General features: G+C 56.5%; 13 protein-coding genes and 2 tRNA genes. 3 read left to right on the top strand and 12 right to left on the bottom strand.

The annotated features are described in order from the left end of the window. The first annotated feature begins 334 nt into the window (after positions 1-334). The 3 genes from BN873_RS02155 to BN873_RS02145 are packed head-to-tail and all read left to right on the top strand — an operon-like array spanning position 335 to position 5,223. A complete protein-coding gene (locus BN873_RS02155) occupies positions 335-2,899 on the top strand; it encodes a response regulator (RefSeq protein WP_048670332.1) in 2,565 nt (854 codons plus the stop codon). A 39-nt stretch (positions 2,900-2,938) separates the two neighbouring features. Then, positions 2,939-3,310 (top strand): response regulator, encoded by a 372-nt coding sequence (locus BN873_RS02150; RefSeq protein WP_048670331.1) that lies wholly within the window; start codon positions 2,939-2,941, stop codon positions 3,308-3,310. 59 nt (positions 3,311-3,369) lie between these two features. After that, entirely contained in the window at positions 3,370-5,223 is a 1,854-nt protein-coding gene (locus tag BN873_RS02145; protein WP_048670330.1) for an AI-2E family transporter, read from the top strand. Positions 5,224-5,260: 37 nt separating this feature from the next. On the opposite strand, the gene BN873_RS02140 is transcribed toward BN873_RS02145, so the two are convergent. The 12 genes from BN873_RS02140 to atpE form a co-directional block, all read right to left on the bottom strand. Then, a complete protein-coding gene (locus BN873_RS02140; protein WP_171820404.1) occupies positions 5,261-6,673 on the bottom strand; it encodes a bifunctional enoyl-CoA hydratase/phosphate acetyltransferase in 1,413 nt (470 codons plus the stop codon). A gap of 444 nt (positions 6,674-7,117) precedes the next feature. Then, a tRNA-Glu gene (locus BN873_RS02135) sits at positions 7,118-7,193 on the bottom strand. A gap of 44 nt (positions 7,194-7,237) precedes the next feature. After that, positions 7,238-7,313 (bottom strand) — tRNA-Ala (locus tag BN873_RS02130). 60 nt (positions 7,314-7,373) lie between these two features. After that, positions 7,374-8,789 (bottom strand): glutamate--tRNA ligase, encoded by a 1,416-nt coding sequence (gene gltX / locus BN873_RS02125; RefSeq protein ID WP_048670328.1) that lies wholly within the window; start codon positions 8,787-8,789, stop codon positions 7,374-7,376. Positions 8,790-8,830: 41 nt separating this feature from the next. Then, a complete protein-coding gene (glmU, locus tag BN873_RS02120) occupies positions 8,831-10,210 on the bottom strand; it encodes a bifunctional UDP-N-acetylglucosamine diphosphorylase/glucosamine-1-phosphate N-acetyltransferase GlmU (RefSeq protein ID WP_048670327.1) in 1,380 nt (459 codons plus the stop codon). 167 nt (positions 10,211-10,377) lie between these two features. Beyond that, positions 10,378-10,806 (bottom strand): F0F1 ATP synthase subunit epsilon, encoded by a 429-nt coding sequence (locus BN873_RS02115; RefSeq protein ID WP_048670326.1) that lies wholly within the window; start codon positions 10,804-10,806, stop codon positions 10,378-10,380. 62 nt (positions 10,807-10,868) lie between these two features. After that, positions 10,869-12,245 (bottom strand): F0F1 ATP synthase subunit beta, encoded by a 1,377-nt coding sequence (gene atpD, locus BN873_RS02110; RefSeq protein ID WP_048670325.1) that lies wholly within the window; start codon positions 12,243-12,245, stop codon positions 10,869-10,871. Positions 12,246-12,311: 66 nt separating this feature from the next. Continuing rightward, complete coding sequence (atpG, locus tag BN873_RS02105; RefSeq protein WP_048670324.1) at positions 12,312-13,175, bottom strand: F0F1 ATP synthase subunit gamma; 864 nt, start codon at positions 13,173-13,175, stop codon at positions 12,312-12,314. Between the two features lie 12 nt (positions 13,176-13,187). Further along, positions 13,188-14,747 carry a F0F1 ATP synthase subunit alpha gene (atpA, locus tag BN873_RS02100; protein WP_048670323.1) on the bottom strand — a complete coding sequence of 520 codons (1,560 nt, stop codon included), beginning with the start codon at positions 14,745-14,747 and terminating at the stop codon, positions 13,188-13,190. 15 nt (positions 14,748-14,762) lie between these two features. Next, positions 14,763-15,344 (bottom strand): F0F1 ATP synthase subunit delta, encoded by a 582-nt coding sequence (locus tag BN873_RS02095; RefSeq protein ID WP_071243962.1) that lies wholly within the window; start codon positions 15,342-15,344, stop codon positions 14,763-14,765. Between the two features lie 17 nt (positions 15,345-15,361). Further along, positions 15,362-15,832, bottom strand: a complete 471-nt coding sequence (locus tag BN873_RS02090) for a F0F1 ATP synthase subunit B (RefSeq protein ID WP_048670321.1) — start codon at positions 15,830-15,832, stop codon at positions 15,362-15,364. A 52-nt stretch (positions 15,833-15,884) separates the two neighbouring features. Next, complete coding sequence (gene atpE / locus BN873_RS02085; protein ID WP_048670320.1) at positions 15,885-16,172, bottom strand: F0F1 ATP synthase subunit C; 288 nt, start codon at positions 16,170-16,172, stop codon at positions 15,885-15,887. Positions 16,173-16,240 lie beyond the last annotated feature (68 nt).

The following is a 16,240-nucleotide window of genomic DNA, read 5'->3' as shown; positions in this document are numbered from 1 at the left end:
GCGACCGCTCTTGACCGACGCTTCGCTACCACACCGCTTGCAACCACCGCTTTCCATCACCAAACCTCGCTTCAAGTGAGCCTTTCTTCCTATAATATCAGTAACTATCTTAGATTAGGATTCTCAACATTTTTTCGCAACCACGCGAATTAAAAGGTACTTTTCATATCAAAGAGTTGCATTTCCAATAACAGGCAAGAGCGAAGCTTTGTACTTATCAAGCAACAACTTGCGCTTGAATTAACAAGCGGCTCGACTTTACTACAGTTATACCCAATGCTCTCGGCTGTGAGAGGATTTGGATGGAGCAAACGATGTTAAAGAGTGGTGCCAGATGATCAACCGCGCTATCGCCTCACCAATCACGCGGGCTTTACTGATTGGAGTTACGGTTTTATCTTTGGCCGGTGGCGGTTGGAGCCTGTATTCCCTATTGGCTGCACAAAGACGAGCCACGAATCAAAACGAACTACAGATAGCTGCCGAGCGTTACCTCTCGGCCTTAAAGGATGTGGAAACTGGCTATCGGGGCTACATCAATGTCGCCACGGAAGACTTTCTGGAGCCGTATCGGCACGCTAGAACCCAGATTAACGATTATGCTACCGCGTTTAAAGATGCTGCGGCTAAGGCTGATCTGGATTCCGATCTGCCTACGCAAATGATCACGCCTGGCCAAGATATCCTTAAATTCGGCGAAAGGGTGATTGCAGCGCGTGATGAGTCGTTTGAGCGTGCTCAGGATCTGGTGAAAACCCGCGCCGGTAAACGCGCTATGGACAAAGTACGTGAAGGCCTCCAAAGCGTAGAGACCTGGGTCCACCAAGAGAGTGAGGCCATTAATGAACAAAATTATCACCTCTACCTTCCAGTCGGTATTGCCTCGCTGGTCGCCTTAGCTCTCGCCATCGGGCTTTTTATTTTCCTGGCTGCCAGAGCCAAGCGCACCACGCTAGAGGCTCGGTCGTTGCTAGCCAATGTTATTGAGCGCGCTCCGGTGGGTCTGGTGCTGCTTGATAAAAACCTTCAGATCAATCAAGCCAACAAAAGCTTTGCCCGCATGGTGACTGACAAAGGAACGATGCGAGCCGGCGAAGCGCTCAAGGCGTCGGCCGCTCAAATTGAGGAGCTGCTGCGGGGACGGGCGGAGCGCGCCATCAGGGAACGCTTCCGCTACAAAGACACCAGCGCCGATGAAACTCTGGAATTATTAATTGGCGAAGAAGCCCGCTATTTCAAGGCCGATGTGTTTCCAGTGACATTGACAACTGAAGCAGGTACGCCAAGTCCTGGCGTCGGTGTGGTACTGAATGATTTTACTCGCCAGCGTCAGGCGGAGCGGGAGTTGGAAATCGCCCGCGATGCGGCCGAATCCGCCAATCGGGCCAAATCCGCTTTCATCGCCAATATGAGCCACGAACTGCGTACCCCGTTGACCGCCGTGCTGGGCTATTGCGAGCTGATTGAAGAAGATTTGCGCGATCTGGGCCAAGAGGCGATTCTTACCGATGTGAATAAGATCAATTCCAATGCCCGGCATTTGCTGGGCTTGATCAATGACGTGCTGGATCTGTCCAAGATCGAGGCGCACAAAATGGATGTCCACGCCATTGAATTTACCGTCGGCAGTCTGCTGCAAGAAGTGGAAGCGGCTACCGGCAGCTTGATCACCAAGAATAACAATAGCTTGGCACTGATCGCCGATGCACCGGATACGACGATGCTCAGCGATGATCTGAAGATCAAACAGGTCTTGCTCAATCTCATCGGTAATGCCGCAAAATTCACCACCGACGGCAAAATTACCGTTCAGGCCCATCAGATTCAGGAAAACGGCATCGCCCATACCCGCTTTAGCGTGGCCGATACCGGTATCGGCATGTCCGCCGAGCAACTGGCTAATCTGTTCAAACGCTTCTCGCAAGCCGATGAGACCACCACGCGCAAATATGGCGGCACTGGTCTGGGGTTGGCGCTGACCAAGGCGCTGTCCGCCATGCTGGGTGGCCGTATCGAAGTCACCAGCCAGCAAGGCGAAGGCACCACCTTTACCATGACTATTCCCACCCGCTACGCAAAACGGGTGGTCGATGTCAGCACCGACCCGGCAGCGACCCCGGATGAGAACCGACAGATAGGCAAGGCAAGCCAGCGCAATGTACCGAGTGTCCTAGTGGTCGATGATGACCCGTCAGCCCGCGAGTTATTGACCCGCCATTTGGAACGCGAGGGGTTTGCAGTCTCGGTGGCTGCGAGCGGCGCTGAGGCGCTGGAGCGTATTCAGGCCAGCCGACCGTTGGCAGTCCTGCTGGATGTGATGATGCCGGGTCTGGATGGCTGGCATGTCTTGCGCGCTATCCGCGATAATCCAGACACCCATAACATCCCGGTGATCATGCAAACGGTGCTGAACGAGAAAAATTTTGCTTATGCACTGGGCGCAAGCGGCTATCTCAAGAAGCCAATACACCGCCAGGCGCTGGCGGACGCGCTGCAATCATTGGCCATCGCTACTGCTTTGCACGAAGTGTTGATCGTGGACGATGATCAAGGAGCCAGTGAACGCTTGAAGGAAATGCTACAGCGTGATGGCTGGAATTGCCGCTTGGCCTTCAATGGCGATCAGGGGCTGAAAGCCTTAGCCGACCGTCGGCCAGATTTGGTTCTGGTCGATCTGATCATGCCGGAAATGGACGGCTATGCTTTTATCCGTGAAGTGCGCAAGAATGGGCAGCTTGATGACTTGCCACTGGTGGTGATGACGGCGGAAGATGTGCAATCCAGCAAGGTACGCAGTCTGGCCCATGAAACGGCGGGCATCGTCCAGAAGGGTGCGATGCCGCTGGCCGATCTGGTGGCGGACCTGCGGCGCTTTGCCGAGCAGGCCAAGGCCCCATAACTTAATCCATACTCAATAGAACAACGACGGAGCTGGCACATGGCCAAAATCCTGCTGGTTGAAGATAGCGAACAGATCTGGGACTTTTTGTCCCGCCGCTTGGAGCGCCGTGGTCACACCGTCACGCTCGCCCATGATGGTGAGCAGGGGGTTGAGAGCGCCAAAACGGCGGCGCCTGACATCATCCTGCTGGATATGAATCTACCGATCATGGATGGCTGGACCGCCGCCCGCGCTATCAAGGCCGATCCGCAAACCCAAAAAACGCCGATTATTGCGCTGACGGCGCACGCAATGGCAGGCGACCGGGAAAAAACTCTCCAGGCCGGTTGCAATGACTATCACCCCAAACCCATCGATTTCACCAAGCTCTTGGAACAGATTGATGCCCTGCTGAAAACCGCAGCCTGAGCCAAACTCAGGCTGGTGGCCTAACCACTCTTTGATCGTGCGAAGCCTAAGGGGCACCTGTGGATATTATTGCCAATCGGCTGCTGCGGCAGGCCATCCCGCTGTTCAATACCATGGCTGGCGTGGTGCTGATATTGGGCATCGCTGCTATTTTGATGTTGGGCAAGGATGTCATCGTCTATCTAGCGTTAGCCCTGTTGCTGAGCTTCGCGCTAACCCCTATCGTGATTTGGCTGGAGCGAATCAAGGCGGGGCGTGGACTGGCGGTGTTGGGTGCGATCCTGGTGGCGCTAACGCTGATCGTCGGCATTGCTTATGTCGCCTACCAGCAGGCGACCACGCTAGCGGCGGACATGCCCTCCTATGAAGGCACGATCCGTCAAAAGGTATCGGGCTTGTCGCAAAAACTGGGTGAAAGCAGCGTTTTCAGCAACGCTGCTGATTCGCTGGCCCGAGCACTCACGGAGTTGGAAAAAATCGGTGGCGATGCCCCGGCGGTGCAGATCGTGCGCATTGACAACAAACCGCATGGTTTCGAGGCGATTCAGCGCTACCTCACCCCAGCCTTACAACCCGTCGCCTCCTTGGCGGTGGTGTTGCTGATGACCGCTTTTATGCTGGCGCAACGTGAAGACCTCCGCAATCGGGTGATCCGTCTGGCAGGCGCTGAGGATATTCAGCAGACGACTGCTGCCCTTGATGACGCTGGATTCCGGGTCGGGCGCCAATTGTTAACCCAATTGGCAGTCAATATCGCGTTGGGTTTGATCATAGGCACTGGGCTTTGGTTAATCGGTCTGCCTAGCCCGTACTTATGGGGCATCATTTATGGCCTGCTGAATTTTGTGCCTTATTTGGGCCTAATCGGCTTGATCCCTCCCTTGTTCATCGCCTTTGCCACTGACCCCGGTTGGAACAGTTTTTTGTGGACGGCGGGCCTATTCGCGATAGTCGAACCGGTGAGCACCAACATCGTCGAGCCGATGCTCTATGGTCGCACCTCCGGCCTTTCGCCGATTGCCATTGTGATCGCGGCTACCGTGTGGGCCTTTCTCTGGGGACCCATTGGCTTGGTGCTGTCAACCCCGTTGACTATCTGCCTCGTGGTGATCGGCCGTCATATTCCGCGTCTGCAATTCTTGGATATTCTGCTGGGCGACCGGCCGGCGTTGCAGCCACACGAAATCTTCTATCAGCGCATGTTGGCGGGCGATCCGCGCGAGGCTGAAGCACGAGCACGGGAATTGCTCAAAGACCGTAGTCTATCAACCTATTATGACGAGATCGCCCTGGAAGCTATCCGCCGCTCTCATCTGGATATCGTGCGGGGTTCAGTAGCCGACGACCGATTGACTACCCTCGTGACCTCATCGGAAGCTCTGGTCGATGCGCTGGACGATGTAAAACCGCTGAAGAGACGTGGCCGCAACCTCACCGCCGAAGCGGAAGCCGCGCTGGAAACGATCCGTGCTGACCGCGAGATCGAAAAGAAGGTTTTTACCGCTGAGGATCTGCGCGAGGAATGGCGCACCCCGCAACCGGTCGCCATTCTGCACGGCACCCATCCACTGGATGGTGCTGCGGCGAAAATGCTGGGACAGGTTCTCACCAAACATGGCCTGACGGCGCGAGTCTGGCCGCTGTCTGAAGCCGCCGAGATCAGCTCAGAAGCAGCGGGTACTGTGGCCTTGGTCTGCCTATCGTTTATCGAGCCGTTGAGCACCTTGCATTTGCGAGCCTTCTCACGGCAAGTCGCGCGGCGGGCGCCGCAAGCCAAGGTTATGCTGTGTATCTGGCAAAAAACGGATGAGTCGATCCTCAAGGAATGGCGGCGCAAATTGCGAGTAGGCCATTTAGTGACCACAACGGCGGATGCCCTTGATGCAGCAGCGAAGTTAGCCTCCATCCGCTAACTACTGTAAGCCCTGGCCCACCTTATCGCCATGTCGGTTAGCCGGGCGCTTTTTGCAAGACGCTACCCTGTCGTTGGGCCTCGGCAAACAGAACAGCGACTGCACACGAGGCTAGCCGAGCGCGAGCACTGTCAGCTCGGCTGGTGAGGATAATGGGCACACGAGCGCCGATCACTAGACCTGCCGCTTCCGCATCGGCCATAAAGGTTAACTGCTTAGCCAGCATGTTGCCCGCTTCCAGATTGGGAACGACGAGGATGTCGGCCTTGCCGGCGACTGGCGATTGGATACCTTTGGTTTTAGCCGCTTGCTCATCAATGGCGTTATCGAAAGCCAGCGGCCCATCGACGAGACCTCCGGTAATTTGACGGCGATCCGCCATCTTGCACAGCGCGCCGGCCTCCAAAGTCGAGGGAATCTTATTGGTGACGGTTTCGACCGCTGAAAGAATGGCGACCTTGGGTTCTGTGAGGCCAATCGCGTGTGCCAAGTCGATGGCGTTTTGAATGATGTCGCGCTTGTCTTCTAAATTGGGGGCAATGTTGATGGCGGCATCGGTAATGATGATCCAGCGGGTAAACGTCGGTACGGAAAGCAAAAAGCAATGACTAATACGACGCTCGGTACGCAGGCCGCCCTCCTTCTTGACCACCTCGGCTAGCACTTCGTCAGTGTGCAGGCTGCCTTTCATCAACGCTTGCGCTTCACCGGACTGGACCATAGCAACCGCTAATGCGGCGGCATGATGGCTGTGATCGGCGGGTACCAGCCGGTAGGGTGAAATGTCCAAATTTTCTTGATCAGCGATGGCTCTGATCTTTTCTTCAGGGCCGATCAGTATGGGGTCGATCAGCCCATGCTGAGCGGCTTCGATGGCGCCGCGCAACGCATCGGCACTGCATGGATGGGCAATGGCACAGGCCAGGGGCGGCAACCCTGCACAGGTTTGCAGCAGCCCCTCGAAGCGGTCGGCGTGCCGCAACTGGATTGTGGGCATCTCCTTAGCCGTGTAACGCCTCTTTTCCTTCGGCGCCAACACGTCGATCCAGCCTTCAGCGAGCAATGCGGCGCTGGAATCGACCGCACGACATTCCAACAACACAGTACCCCTATCCGGCCGTTTTTCCTTTACTGTGGCCGTGGCCGTCACGGCTGCCCCGATGGCAACGGGCCGATGGAAGCGGACTTCGATACCCTGAGCGACGGAACCTAAGCCAGGTAGCCGGGTATCGGCCAAGCTGGCAAACAGCGCCGCTGCCCACCCCACTTGACCGCCGCCTTGGCTGAACATGGCGGTGTTAGCCGGGCCGGGGTCAAGGTCAATCAGGTTGAAATTGCCGGTCAGGCTGGCCAAGGCCTCCACACCGTCTTGATCCAGCGTTCGCGTCAGGTTGGCCTGGTCCCCGATCTGGATTTCAGCAAAAGTTTTGTTTTCGATGATTTCGTTCATGATCTTAAAGTGAGAAGCTGGCCATCAGCGGACACGACCATGGGGCGTATACCGAAGCATTCGGCAAGCGGGGCGGCGCCTGTCGATGCCGATAATACGCCGCTGGCCAACTGGGTTGGTGCGGTGTGGGACGCTAGCGCCCATAGGCGCCCGACAGGAATTATTGAGGAACGGGATGAACAGAATTTGGCAGCGATTGCGCCAGGCGCTAGCTCAGGTAATGAGGGAGCGTGATCTTTTGAAAAGGTCGCCACGCACTTTGCCAAGATGTCGCCCGGTATGTGCCGATAGATACGCTGCGACAGCGCTTTCTCCTAACGGTCCTGTATCGGGTATTTCAGGGGTCACGCAGCAGGCTTTATTTCTGATGTAGATCCTACGCCACCAGAATGCTGGGAGTGTCAAATCAGATATCGAGCTACGACTAAACGAACCGCAATAGAATGGCGTCCCCAAGGGGATTCGAACCCCTGTTACTGCCGTGAAAGGGCGGTGTCCTGGGCCTCTAGACGATGGGGACAGTGTATGTAAAAAATAAACCGTCACCCAAAATGACGGTCATATTGGTGGAGCCAGACGGGATCGAACCGACGACCTCCTGCATGCCATGCAGGCGCTCTCCCAGCTGAGCTATGGCCCCAAAAACCTTAGACGATTAGCTTAAAAGACTTACAAAATCCTGTCAATCACTGAAACGGATTCAATGATTCCCGCTGGCACCTTGGCGGAGATAGCGTAGCGCACGGTCGATCCGTTCAAGGGTTTTCGGCTGCCCTAGTAACTCCAGGGTAATATCAATGGGTGGGGATACACTACTGCCGGAAACGGCGACTCGTAATGGCTGTGCGACCTTACCCAAGGCTAAATTTTCTTGCAACGCGACTTGCTTGACCGTCTCGTGGATGGGTTCAGCTTTCCATTCGCTTAGCGCGGCCAACGCCTCTCTTAGGCGCATTAAAGGCCCTTCAGCGGCAATCACCAAATTCTTACTCGCTGCTTTCGCTTCGTAATCCTGGAATTCCCGGTAAAGAAATGTGGCCGCTTCGGCTAAATCTTTCAGCGTGTCTGCACGTTCGGCGAAGGCTTTAACCACTTCAGTCAGTGGTGGACCCTCGGCGGGATCAATCCCCAATTGGCCGATATGCCAGCTCAGATGGCGGGCGACATGGGCCGGATCTAGCGTTTTCAAATAATGCTTGTTGAGCCAGATCAATTTTGAGGGGTTGATCGCCGAGGCCGCCTTATTACAGGCGTCAAGATCGAATAACTCTACCATGTCATCCAGGGAAAAAATCTCCTGATCACCGTGCGACCAACCCAGCCGGACCAAGTAATTGAGTATCGCCGCCGGCAAGTAACCCAAATCTCGGCATTCCATGACGCTGGCGGCACCGTGCCGTTTGGATAATTTCTGGCCGTCCGGCCCAAGAATCATTGGAACGTGCCCATACTTCGGAATAGGCGCATTCAATGCTTTGAGAATATTGATTTGGCGTGGTGTATTGTTGATGTGATCGTCGCCCCGCACGACATGGGTGATTCCCATATCCATATCATCGACCACCACACAAAAATTATAAGTGGGTGAGCCGTCGGCGCGGGCGATGATCAGATCATCAAGTTCGGTATTCTGAAAAACGATTGCGCCGCGAATCAAATCGTCAACGACCACTTCACCGTCAGTAGGATTTTTGAACCGTATCACCGGTTCCACTCCCTCACGGGGTGGCCCTTGATAATTACGATGCCGACCGTCGTAGCGGGGTTTTTCCTTGCGACGGCGTTGTTCTTCGCGCAATGCATCCAATTCGTCACGAGTGCAATAGCAATAGTAAGCCTTGCCCTCACGCAACAGGTGCTGAAGCACCTCCCGATAGCGGTCAAAGCGTTGGGTCTGATAGAAAGGCCCTTCATCGTAATCCAGCCCCAGCCAATTCATCCCTTCCAAAATGGCGTTCACCGCTTCTGGTGTCGAGCGCTCTAGATCGGTGTCTTCAATGCGCAGCACGAAGGGGCCACCGTGGCGACGGGCGTATAACCATGAAAAGAGCGCGGTACGGGCGCCGCCGATGTGTAAATAGCCGGTAGGGCTGGGCGCAAAACGAGTTTTGACCATGGACGATCCGTTAACAAAGCAAAGGGGTGACCAGCATGAACTTAATTTTTAGCCGGTTTCGTTGGTCGCTCCCAGTTCGCCACATCTTTACGGGGAGCGCGCGTCAGACACAAGCCGTGATCGGGTACCGTGCCGCTGACCGCCGATCCAGCACCGACTGTGGCGCCCTGGCCGATCTGTACCGGTGCCACGAGCGAGCTGTTAGAGCCAATGAAAGCCCCGTCACCGATCACCGTCTTATGCTTATTGGCCCCATCATAATTGCAGGTGATGGTACCAGCGCCGATATTAACACTTGCACCGATCTCGGCATCACCGATATAGGTCAGATGATTGACCTTGGAGCCAGGGCCGATAGTCGCCTTTTTTGTCTCGACGAAGTTGCCGATATGCACGCCAGGCGCCAAGCGCGACTCTGGCCGCAGCCGAGCGAAAGGTCCGATATGGGCGCCGTTTCCAACCTCTGCGCTATCGATCCAGCAGTGGGACTGAATCTCGACATCATCCCCAATAACCGCATCTCGCAATAGGCAAAATGGCCCAATCCGCACTCGGTTACCTAAACGGATATTTCCTTCGAAAATGACGTTGACATCGATCACGACATCTTTACCGGTGCTGATGGTCCCTCGAATATCCACGCGCGCTGGATCGAGTAGGGTTACGCCGTCGATCAGTAATTTCTCGGTCTGCCGTGCCTGGTAAAATCGTTCCAGCTCAGCCAATTGCTGGCGGTCGTTGATCCCTTGCACCTCAGCGGGTTCCGTCACGGTGAAGGCTTCGACCGGCACGCCATCGCGCACCGCTAGTTCAATAATATCGGTCAGATAATATTCTCCCTGCGAATTGTCATTGTCCAACTCGCTGACCCAGCCGCGCAACTTGTCGGCCGAAACCGCCAAAATCCCGGTATTGATCTCGCGTAAATTCCGCTCGATAGGCGTGGCTTCTTTATGTTCGACGATCCGCAACACCCGCCCCCGCTCGTCTCGGACAATGCGGCCATAGCCAGAGGGATTAATGAGTTCGACGGTCAGCAGCGCTAGTCGTCCAGCTCGGGCATCAGCGACCAGCGGCTGCAAGGTTTCAGCGCGAATAAGAGGGACATCCCCATACAACACTAAGACCACATCAGATGGGTCGATGGCTGGCAATGCTTGCGCTATCGCGTGGCCAGTGCCTAATTGTTGCGCTTGTTCGACCCAAACGATATCCGTTTCGCTCGCAAAGGCCGCTTTGACCGCCTCGCCACCATGGCCGTACACCACGAGGCGTTTGGCCGCGTCAAGGCACCTGGCGGTGCGCAAGACATGTCCCAACAACGGTTTGCCACCTATCTGGTGCAAAACTTTGGGCGAATCCGAAACCATCCGCTTCCCCTTGCCGGCGGCAAGGATGACGACAGAAAGCTGTTGCATCATTGATCTGCCTCCAAAAAATCTTTCAATATTGTAGCGAACCTTACCTGGAGAATGAGAAACCCACCAGCAAATCGCTTGGTAGGGCATTTCGGGTACTGGGGAATAAAAAAGCCGCGACAAAGTCGCGGCCTAATTGGGGGGTCTAAATATTTATTATTATTAGCCGGCTATCCCGCTTTGCGTATCTTGCGCAATCTTTCAATCGCTTGTAATTGAGCGATAGCCTCAGCCAGTTCGGCTTTGGCGCGGGCATACTCAAAATCACCCTGATGGGCGGCAATCACCTGTTCGGCGCGCTGTTTGGCAGCCTGGGCGGACGCTTCATCCAGATCTCGCGCGCGTTCAGCCGTATCAGACAGGATCGTCACCAAACTCGGTTGGACTTCCAGTAATCCACCGGACACATAGAACAGTTGCTCTTCGCCGCCTTGTAGCCGGACTCGAACCTGACCGGGTTTCAGCCGCGTTATCAATTGGCTATGGCGGGGCAGAATGCCGAGTTCGCCCATCTCACCAGGCGCCGTCACCATCTCGGCGGGGCCGGAAAACAGCTCCTTCTCCGCGCTGACGATGTCAACATGTAATGTCATGGCCATGCGTGCGTCTCCTGGTCAGTTAGCATGGAATGCGGCCCCGTGTGATCGAGACCGCTATCCCATTACAGCTTGGTCGCCTTTTCGACGGCCTCATCAATCGATCCGACCATGTAGAACGCCTGTTCAGGCAGGTGGTCGTATTCCCCGGCAACGATACCCTTAAAAGCGGCAATCGTATCCTTAAGCGCGACATACTTGCCCGACGAACCCGTGAATACTTCCGCCACGAAGAACGGCTGGGACAGGAAGCGCTGAATTTTCCGGGCGCGTGCTACGACCAGCTTGTCTTCCTCGGACAGTTCGTCCATACCCAGAATGGCGATGATGTCCTTCAACTCCTTGTACCGTTGCAGGGTACTCTGTACGGCGCGAGCGGTGTCGTAATGATCCTGGCCAACCACCAGTGGGTCTAACTGCCGGGACGTGGAATCCAAGGGGTCCACCGCCGGATAGATACCCAGTTCGGCGATCTGGCGAGACAGCACGACCGTTGCGTCCAAGTGAGCGAAAGTCGTGGCTGGTGACGGGTCGGTCAAGTCATCGGCAGGCACGTAGACGGCCTGGATGGAGGTGATAGAGCCAGTCTTGGTCGAGGTAATCCGTTCCTGCAATACGCCCATTTCCTCGGCCAGCGTCGGCTGATAGCCTACTGCCGACGGCATACGACCCAGCAGCGCCGAACATTCGGTACCGGCCAGGGTGTAACGGTAGATATTGTCGATGAACAGCAGCACATCGCGGCCTTCATCGCGGAAATTCTCCGCAATGCTTAGACCGGTCAGACCGACCCGCAGACGGTTGCCGGGCGGCTCGTTCATCTGGCCATAGACCAGCGCCACCTTATCCAGCACGTTCGACTCTTTCATTTCATGATAGAAGTCGTTGCCTTCGCGGGTGCGCTCGCCCACGCCGGCGAACACCGAATAGCCGGAGTGCTCGATAGCGATGTTGCGGATCAATTCCATCATATTGACGGTTTTGCCCACACCCGCGCCGCCGAACAAGCCGATTTTGCCGCCCTTGGCGAACGGACACAGCAGGTCGATCACCTTGATGCCGGTTTCCAGCAGTTCAGTCGCACCGGACTGATCTTCGTAACTGGGCGCAGGCTGATGGATCGCCCGATAGATATCGGTTTGCACCGGTCCCTTATGATCAATAGGGACACCCAGCACGTTCATGATTCGTCCCAACGTGCCCGTGCCCACCGGGACGGTCACTGGTGCGCCGGTGTTGGAAACGGCCATGTTGCGTTTCAGTCCTTCGGTCGCGCCCATGGCGATGGTGCGAACCACGCCATCGCCTAATTGCTGCTGGACTTCTAAAGTCAGCCCGTTTTCATCGAGGCGCAGCGCGTCATAGATCTTGGGCACCGCGCCACGCGGGAACTCGACGTCCACCACGGCGCCGATGATTTGCACGATATTGCCAGAACTCATTATTGGGTTCCCCTTAAGCTTGTTTCACCGCGCGCCCATCGCTGTGATGGGCGCTTGCCGCGTTCCCTAAACCGCAGCGGCGCCACCCACGATTTCAGCCAATTCCTGGGTAATCGACGCCTGTCGGGCCTTGTTGTAGATCAGTTGCAATTCATCGATGAGCGTACCCGCATTATCGGAGGCGCTCTTCATGGCGACCATACGCGCGGCCATTTCGCTGGCAACATTTTCCACCAGCGACTGATAGACCACCGATTCGCTGTAACGCCGCAGCAATAACTCGATCAAGTCCTTGGGATCGGGTTCGTAAATGTAGTCCCAGCGATGGTGTGGGGCTGCATCCTGTACCTCGGCGGTAATGGGCATTAAGCGCTCGATCCTCGGTTTCTGGCTCATGGTGTTAACGAATTCGTTGTACACCAGATAGATCGCGTCAACCTTCCCTTCCGCGAACGCATCGGCCATCACCTTAACCGGTCCCAGCACGTCCTCGAAGCGTGGCGAGTCGCCCAAGTGGGAAACGTGGGCCACGATGTTACCCTTCAAGCGGCGGAAAAACTGGAACGCCTTAGTGCCGACGGTGCAGATATCAATTTCGATGTCGCGTTTCCGCCAATCCTGCATGGCGAGAATCGTCGCCTTAAACAGATTGGTGTTTAAGCCACCGCACAGACCCCGGTCAGTTGACACTACGATCAACCCAACCCGCTTGAGATCGCGCTCAGTCAAGCCCGGACTGCGGTACTCGGTATGGGCGTGAGCCAAGTGCGAGATCACGTTACGGATCTTGGTCGCGTAAGGCCGGGCCGCTTTCATGCGTTCTTGGGCCTTCCGCATCTTGCTCGCCGCCACCATTTCCATGGCTTTGGTGATTTTTTGAGTACTTTGAATACTCTTGATCTTGGTACGTATCTCTTTGGCGCCGGCCATGCTGAATCCCGCCTATCCGACGAACGTGGGCTTGAAATCTTCCGCGATCTTCTTGAGGCCGCTTTCGATCTCGTCGTTGAAATCGCCTTTGGCGTTGATCTGGTCAATCAGCGCCGCATGGTTAGTCCGCGCATAGGCCAGCAAACCCGACTCAAAATCGCCGATCTTGTTCAAAGCGATATCGTCCAGATAGCCGCGATCCACCGCGAACAGCGACACGGCCATCTCGGCCACCGACATCGGCGAGTACTGTTTCTGCTTCATCAGTTCGGTGACGCGCTGGCCGCGTTCGAGCTGCTTGCGGGTGGCCTCGTCCAGATCGGATGCGAATTGTGCGAAAGCAGCGAGTTCACGATACTGGGCCAAGGCTAAGCGGATACCACCGCCGAGCTTTTTGATGATCTTGGTCTGGGCCGCACCACCGACACGAGAGACTGACAAGCCAGGGTTGATGGCAGGTCGAATACCCGCGTTGAACAGATCGGTTTCCAGATAAATCTGGCCGTCGGTGATCGAAATCACGTTGGTCGGCACGAAAGCGGAGACGTCACCGGCCTGGGTTTCGATGATCGGCAACGCGGTCAGTGAACCGGTCTGGCCCTTCACCGCACCGTTGGTCAGGCGTTCGACCTCATCGGCATTGATGCGGGACGCCCGCTCCAGCAAGCGGGAGTGGAGATAAAACACGTCACCGGGGAACGCTTCACGGCCCGGCGGACGACGCAGCAGCAGCGAGACCTGGCGGTAAGCGACGGCCTGCTTGGACAGATCGTCATAAACAATCAGCGCATCCTGGCCGCGATCACGGAAGTATTCGCCCATGGCGCAGCCGGAATATGGCGCGGTATAGAGCATCGCTGCCGATTCGGAGGCGCTGGCGGCGACGACGATGGTGTGATCCATCGCGCCGTGTTCTTCCAGCTTGCGCACGACGTTGGCAATCGAGGAGTTTTTCTGTCCGATGGCGACGTAGATACACTTGATACCGGTGCCCTTCTGATTGATGATCGTGTCAATCGCCACGGCGGTCTTGCCGGTCTGGCGATCACCGATGATCAATTCGCGCTGGCCGCGCCCAATCGGCACCATGGCATCAATGGCCTTCAAACCGGTCTGCACCGGCTGACTGACCGACTGACGCTCAATAACGCCCGGTGCGATCACCTCAATCGGTGAGGTTTGGTTGGAATGGATTGGCCCCTTGCCATCAATGGGCTGGCCGAGGGAATTCACCACACGACCGAGTAACGCTTCACCGACCGGCACTTCCAAAATACGGCCGGTGCACAGTGCCTTGTCACCCTCGGACAGATGCTCGTAGTCACCCAGGATCACGGTACCGACGGAATCGCGCTCCAGGTTCATGGCCAGGCCATAAGTGACCGGATCACCTTCCTTAGGCGCCGGAAACTCAATCATTTCACCTTGCATCGCATTGTCGAGGCCGTAAATACGGGCGATGCCGTCAGACAAGCTGACGATGGTTCCTTCCGTGCGTGCTTCAGCGGAGGCTTGATAGCCTTGCAGACGCTGCCGGATCAGATCACTGATTTCGGATGGTTTAAGTTGCATAAAACGGTAATCCCCTTACTGGCTTAAGGCCGTGGCAAGTTTGTCCAGCCGACCGCGCGCCGACCCGTCGATCACCCGGTCGCCGATGCGGATCACCGCACCCGCGATCAATGCTGGGTCCGTCTTGCAATCCAGCATGACGCTACGCTTGAACTTCGCTTTGAGCGCCTTGGTCACGCGCTTGCGCTGGGCATCGGTTACGGCCGAGGCAGAAATCAGCTCAGCGCGCAAGATGCTTTCAGCGTCCGCACGAAACCGCTCAAACAGGGCGGCGATGCTGGGAAGCTGGTGCAAGCGGTGAAACTCGGCCAGCACCTTGAGGAAGGTGACGAAGGTCTCTGGAATCGCTTGGGCGGCGGCGCCACGAATATCGCGGCACAAGTCGGCTACCAGCGCGGCTTTTTGTTCACCGCGCAATTGCGGATTCCAAGGCCCCAGCAGCCGTTGCATGGCCGGATCGGCGGCCACGGCAGCGGCAGCCTGCAAAAGATCCGACCAAAGCGGTAGCGTATTGGCCGCTTGGGCATCCTCGAACGCGGCGCGCGCGTAGGGCCGGGCAGCGGAGGTCGGTCGAACAACGGGTGTCGGGTCAGCCATGGGCATGGTCCGTAGGGTTATAGCTCAGCGACCAGATCATCCAGCATGGCGGCGTTGGCCGCTTCATCGACCTCACGCTTAAGCACCTTGCTGGCACCGGCTATCGCCAGGCTAACGACCTGACTGCGAAGCTGTTCACGAGCGCGATTGGCCTCCTGCTCAATTTCGGCCTTGGCGGCGACGAGCTGGCGGTCACCCTCGGTACGGGCTTCCTGTTTCGATTGCTCGATGATTTCGTTGGCGCGCTTGTGAGCCTGGGCGACGATTTCGGCCGCTTGCTGCTTCGCTTCCTTCAACAGTTGCGAGGCTTTGGCTTTGGCCAGCTCCTGCTCGCGCACGCCGCGCTCGGCAGATGCCAAACCATCGGCGATCCGTTTCTGGCGCTCCTGCATGGCCCGGATGATCGGCGGCCATACAAACTTCATCGTAAAGAGCACCAGCAGGCCGAACGTGATCATCTGCCCTATAAGAGTGGCATTGAAGTTCACGCGATTACCTCCTCAGGTACACGAGACAAACCCGTCTTAAAAGCGTGGCCGCTCAATGACCCAAGGCCGCGTTGACGGGACCGAGGAACGGGTTGGCGAAGGTGAAAAACAGTGCCACGCCGACACCGATCATCGTCACGGCGTCCAACAGACCGGCGACGATAAACATCTTAACCTGCAATGCAGGAATCATTTCCGGCTGGCGGGCAGCGCCTTCCAGGAATTTGCCACCCAGCAGGGCGAAGCCGATGGCGGTACCCAGTGCGCCCATCCCGATGATCAGCGCCACGGCGATAACGGTCATACCCTGCACGTTGGCAATCAGGCTTGCAGCTTCCATTAGTGTCTCCCGTCAGAGATTGAAGTGTGGATGAAAAAAACTCATTGACCTTGGACCCAGGATGAGAT

The sequence above is a fragment of the Candidatus Competibacter denitrificans Run_A_D11 genome (genome assembly GCF_001051235.1).
GTDB lineage: Bacteria > Pseudomonadota > Gammaproteobacteria > Competibacterales > Competibacteraceae > Competibacter_A > Competibacter_A denitrificans.
This window is presented reverse-complemented; position numbering and strand designations above follow the sequence as displayed.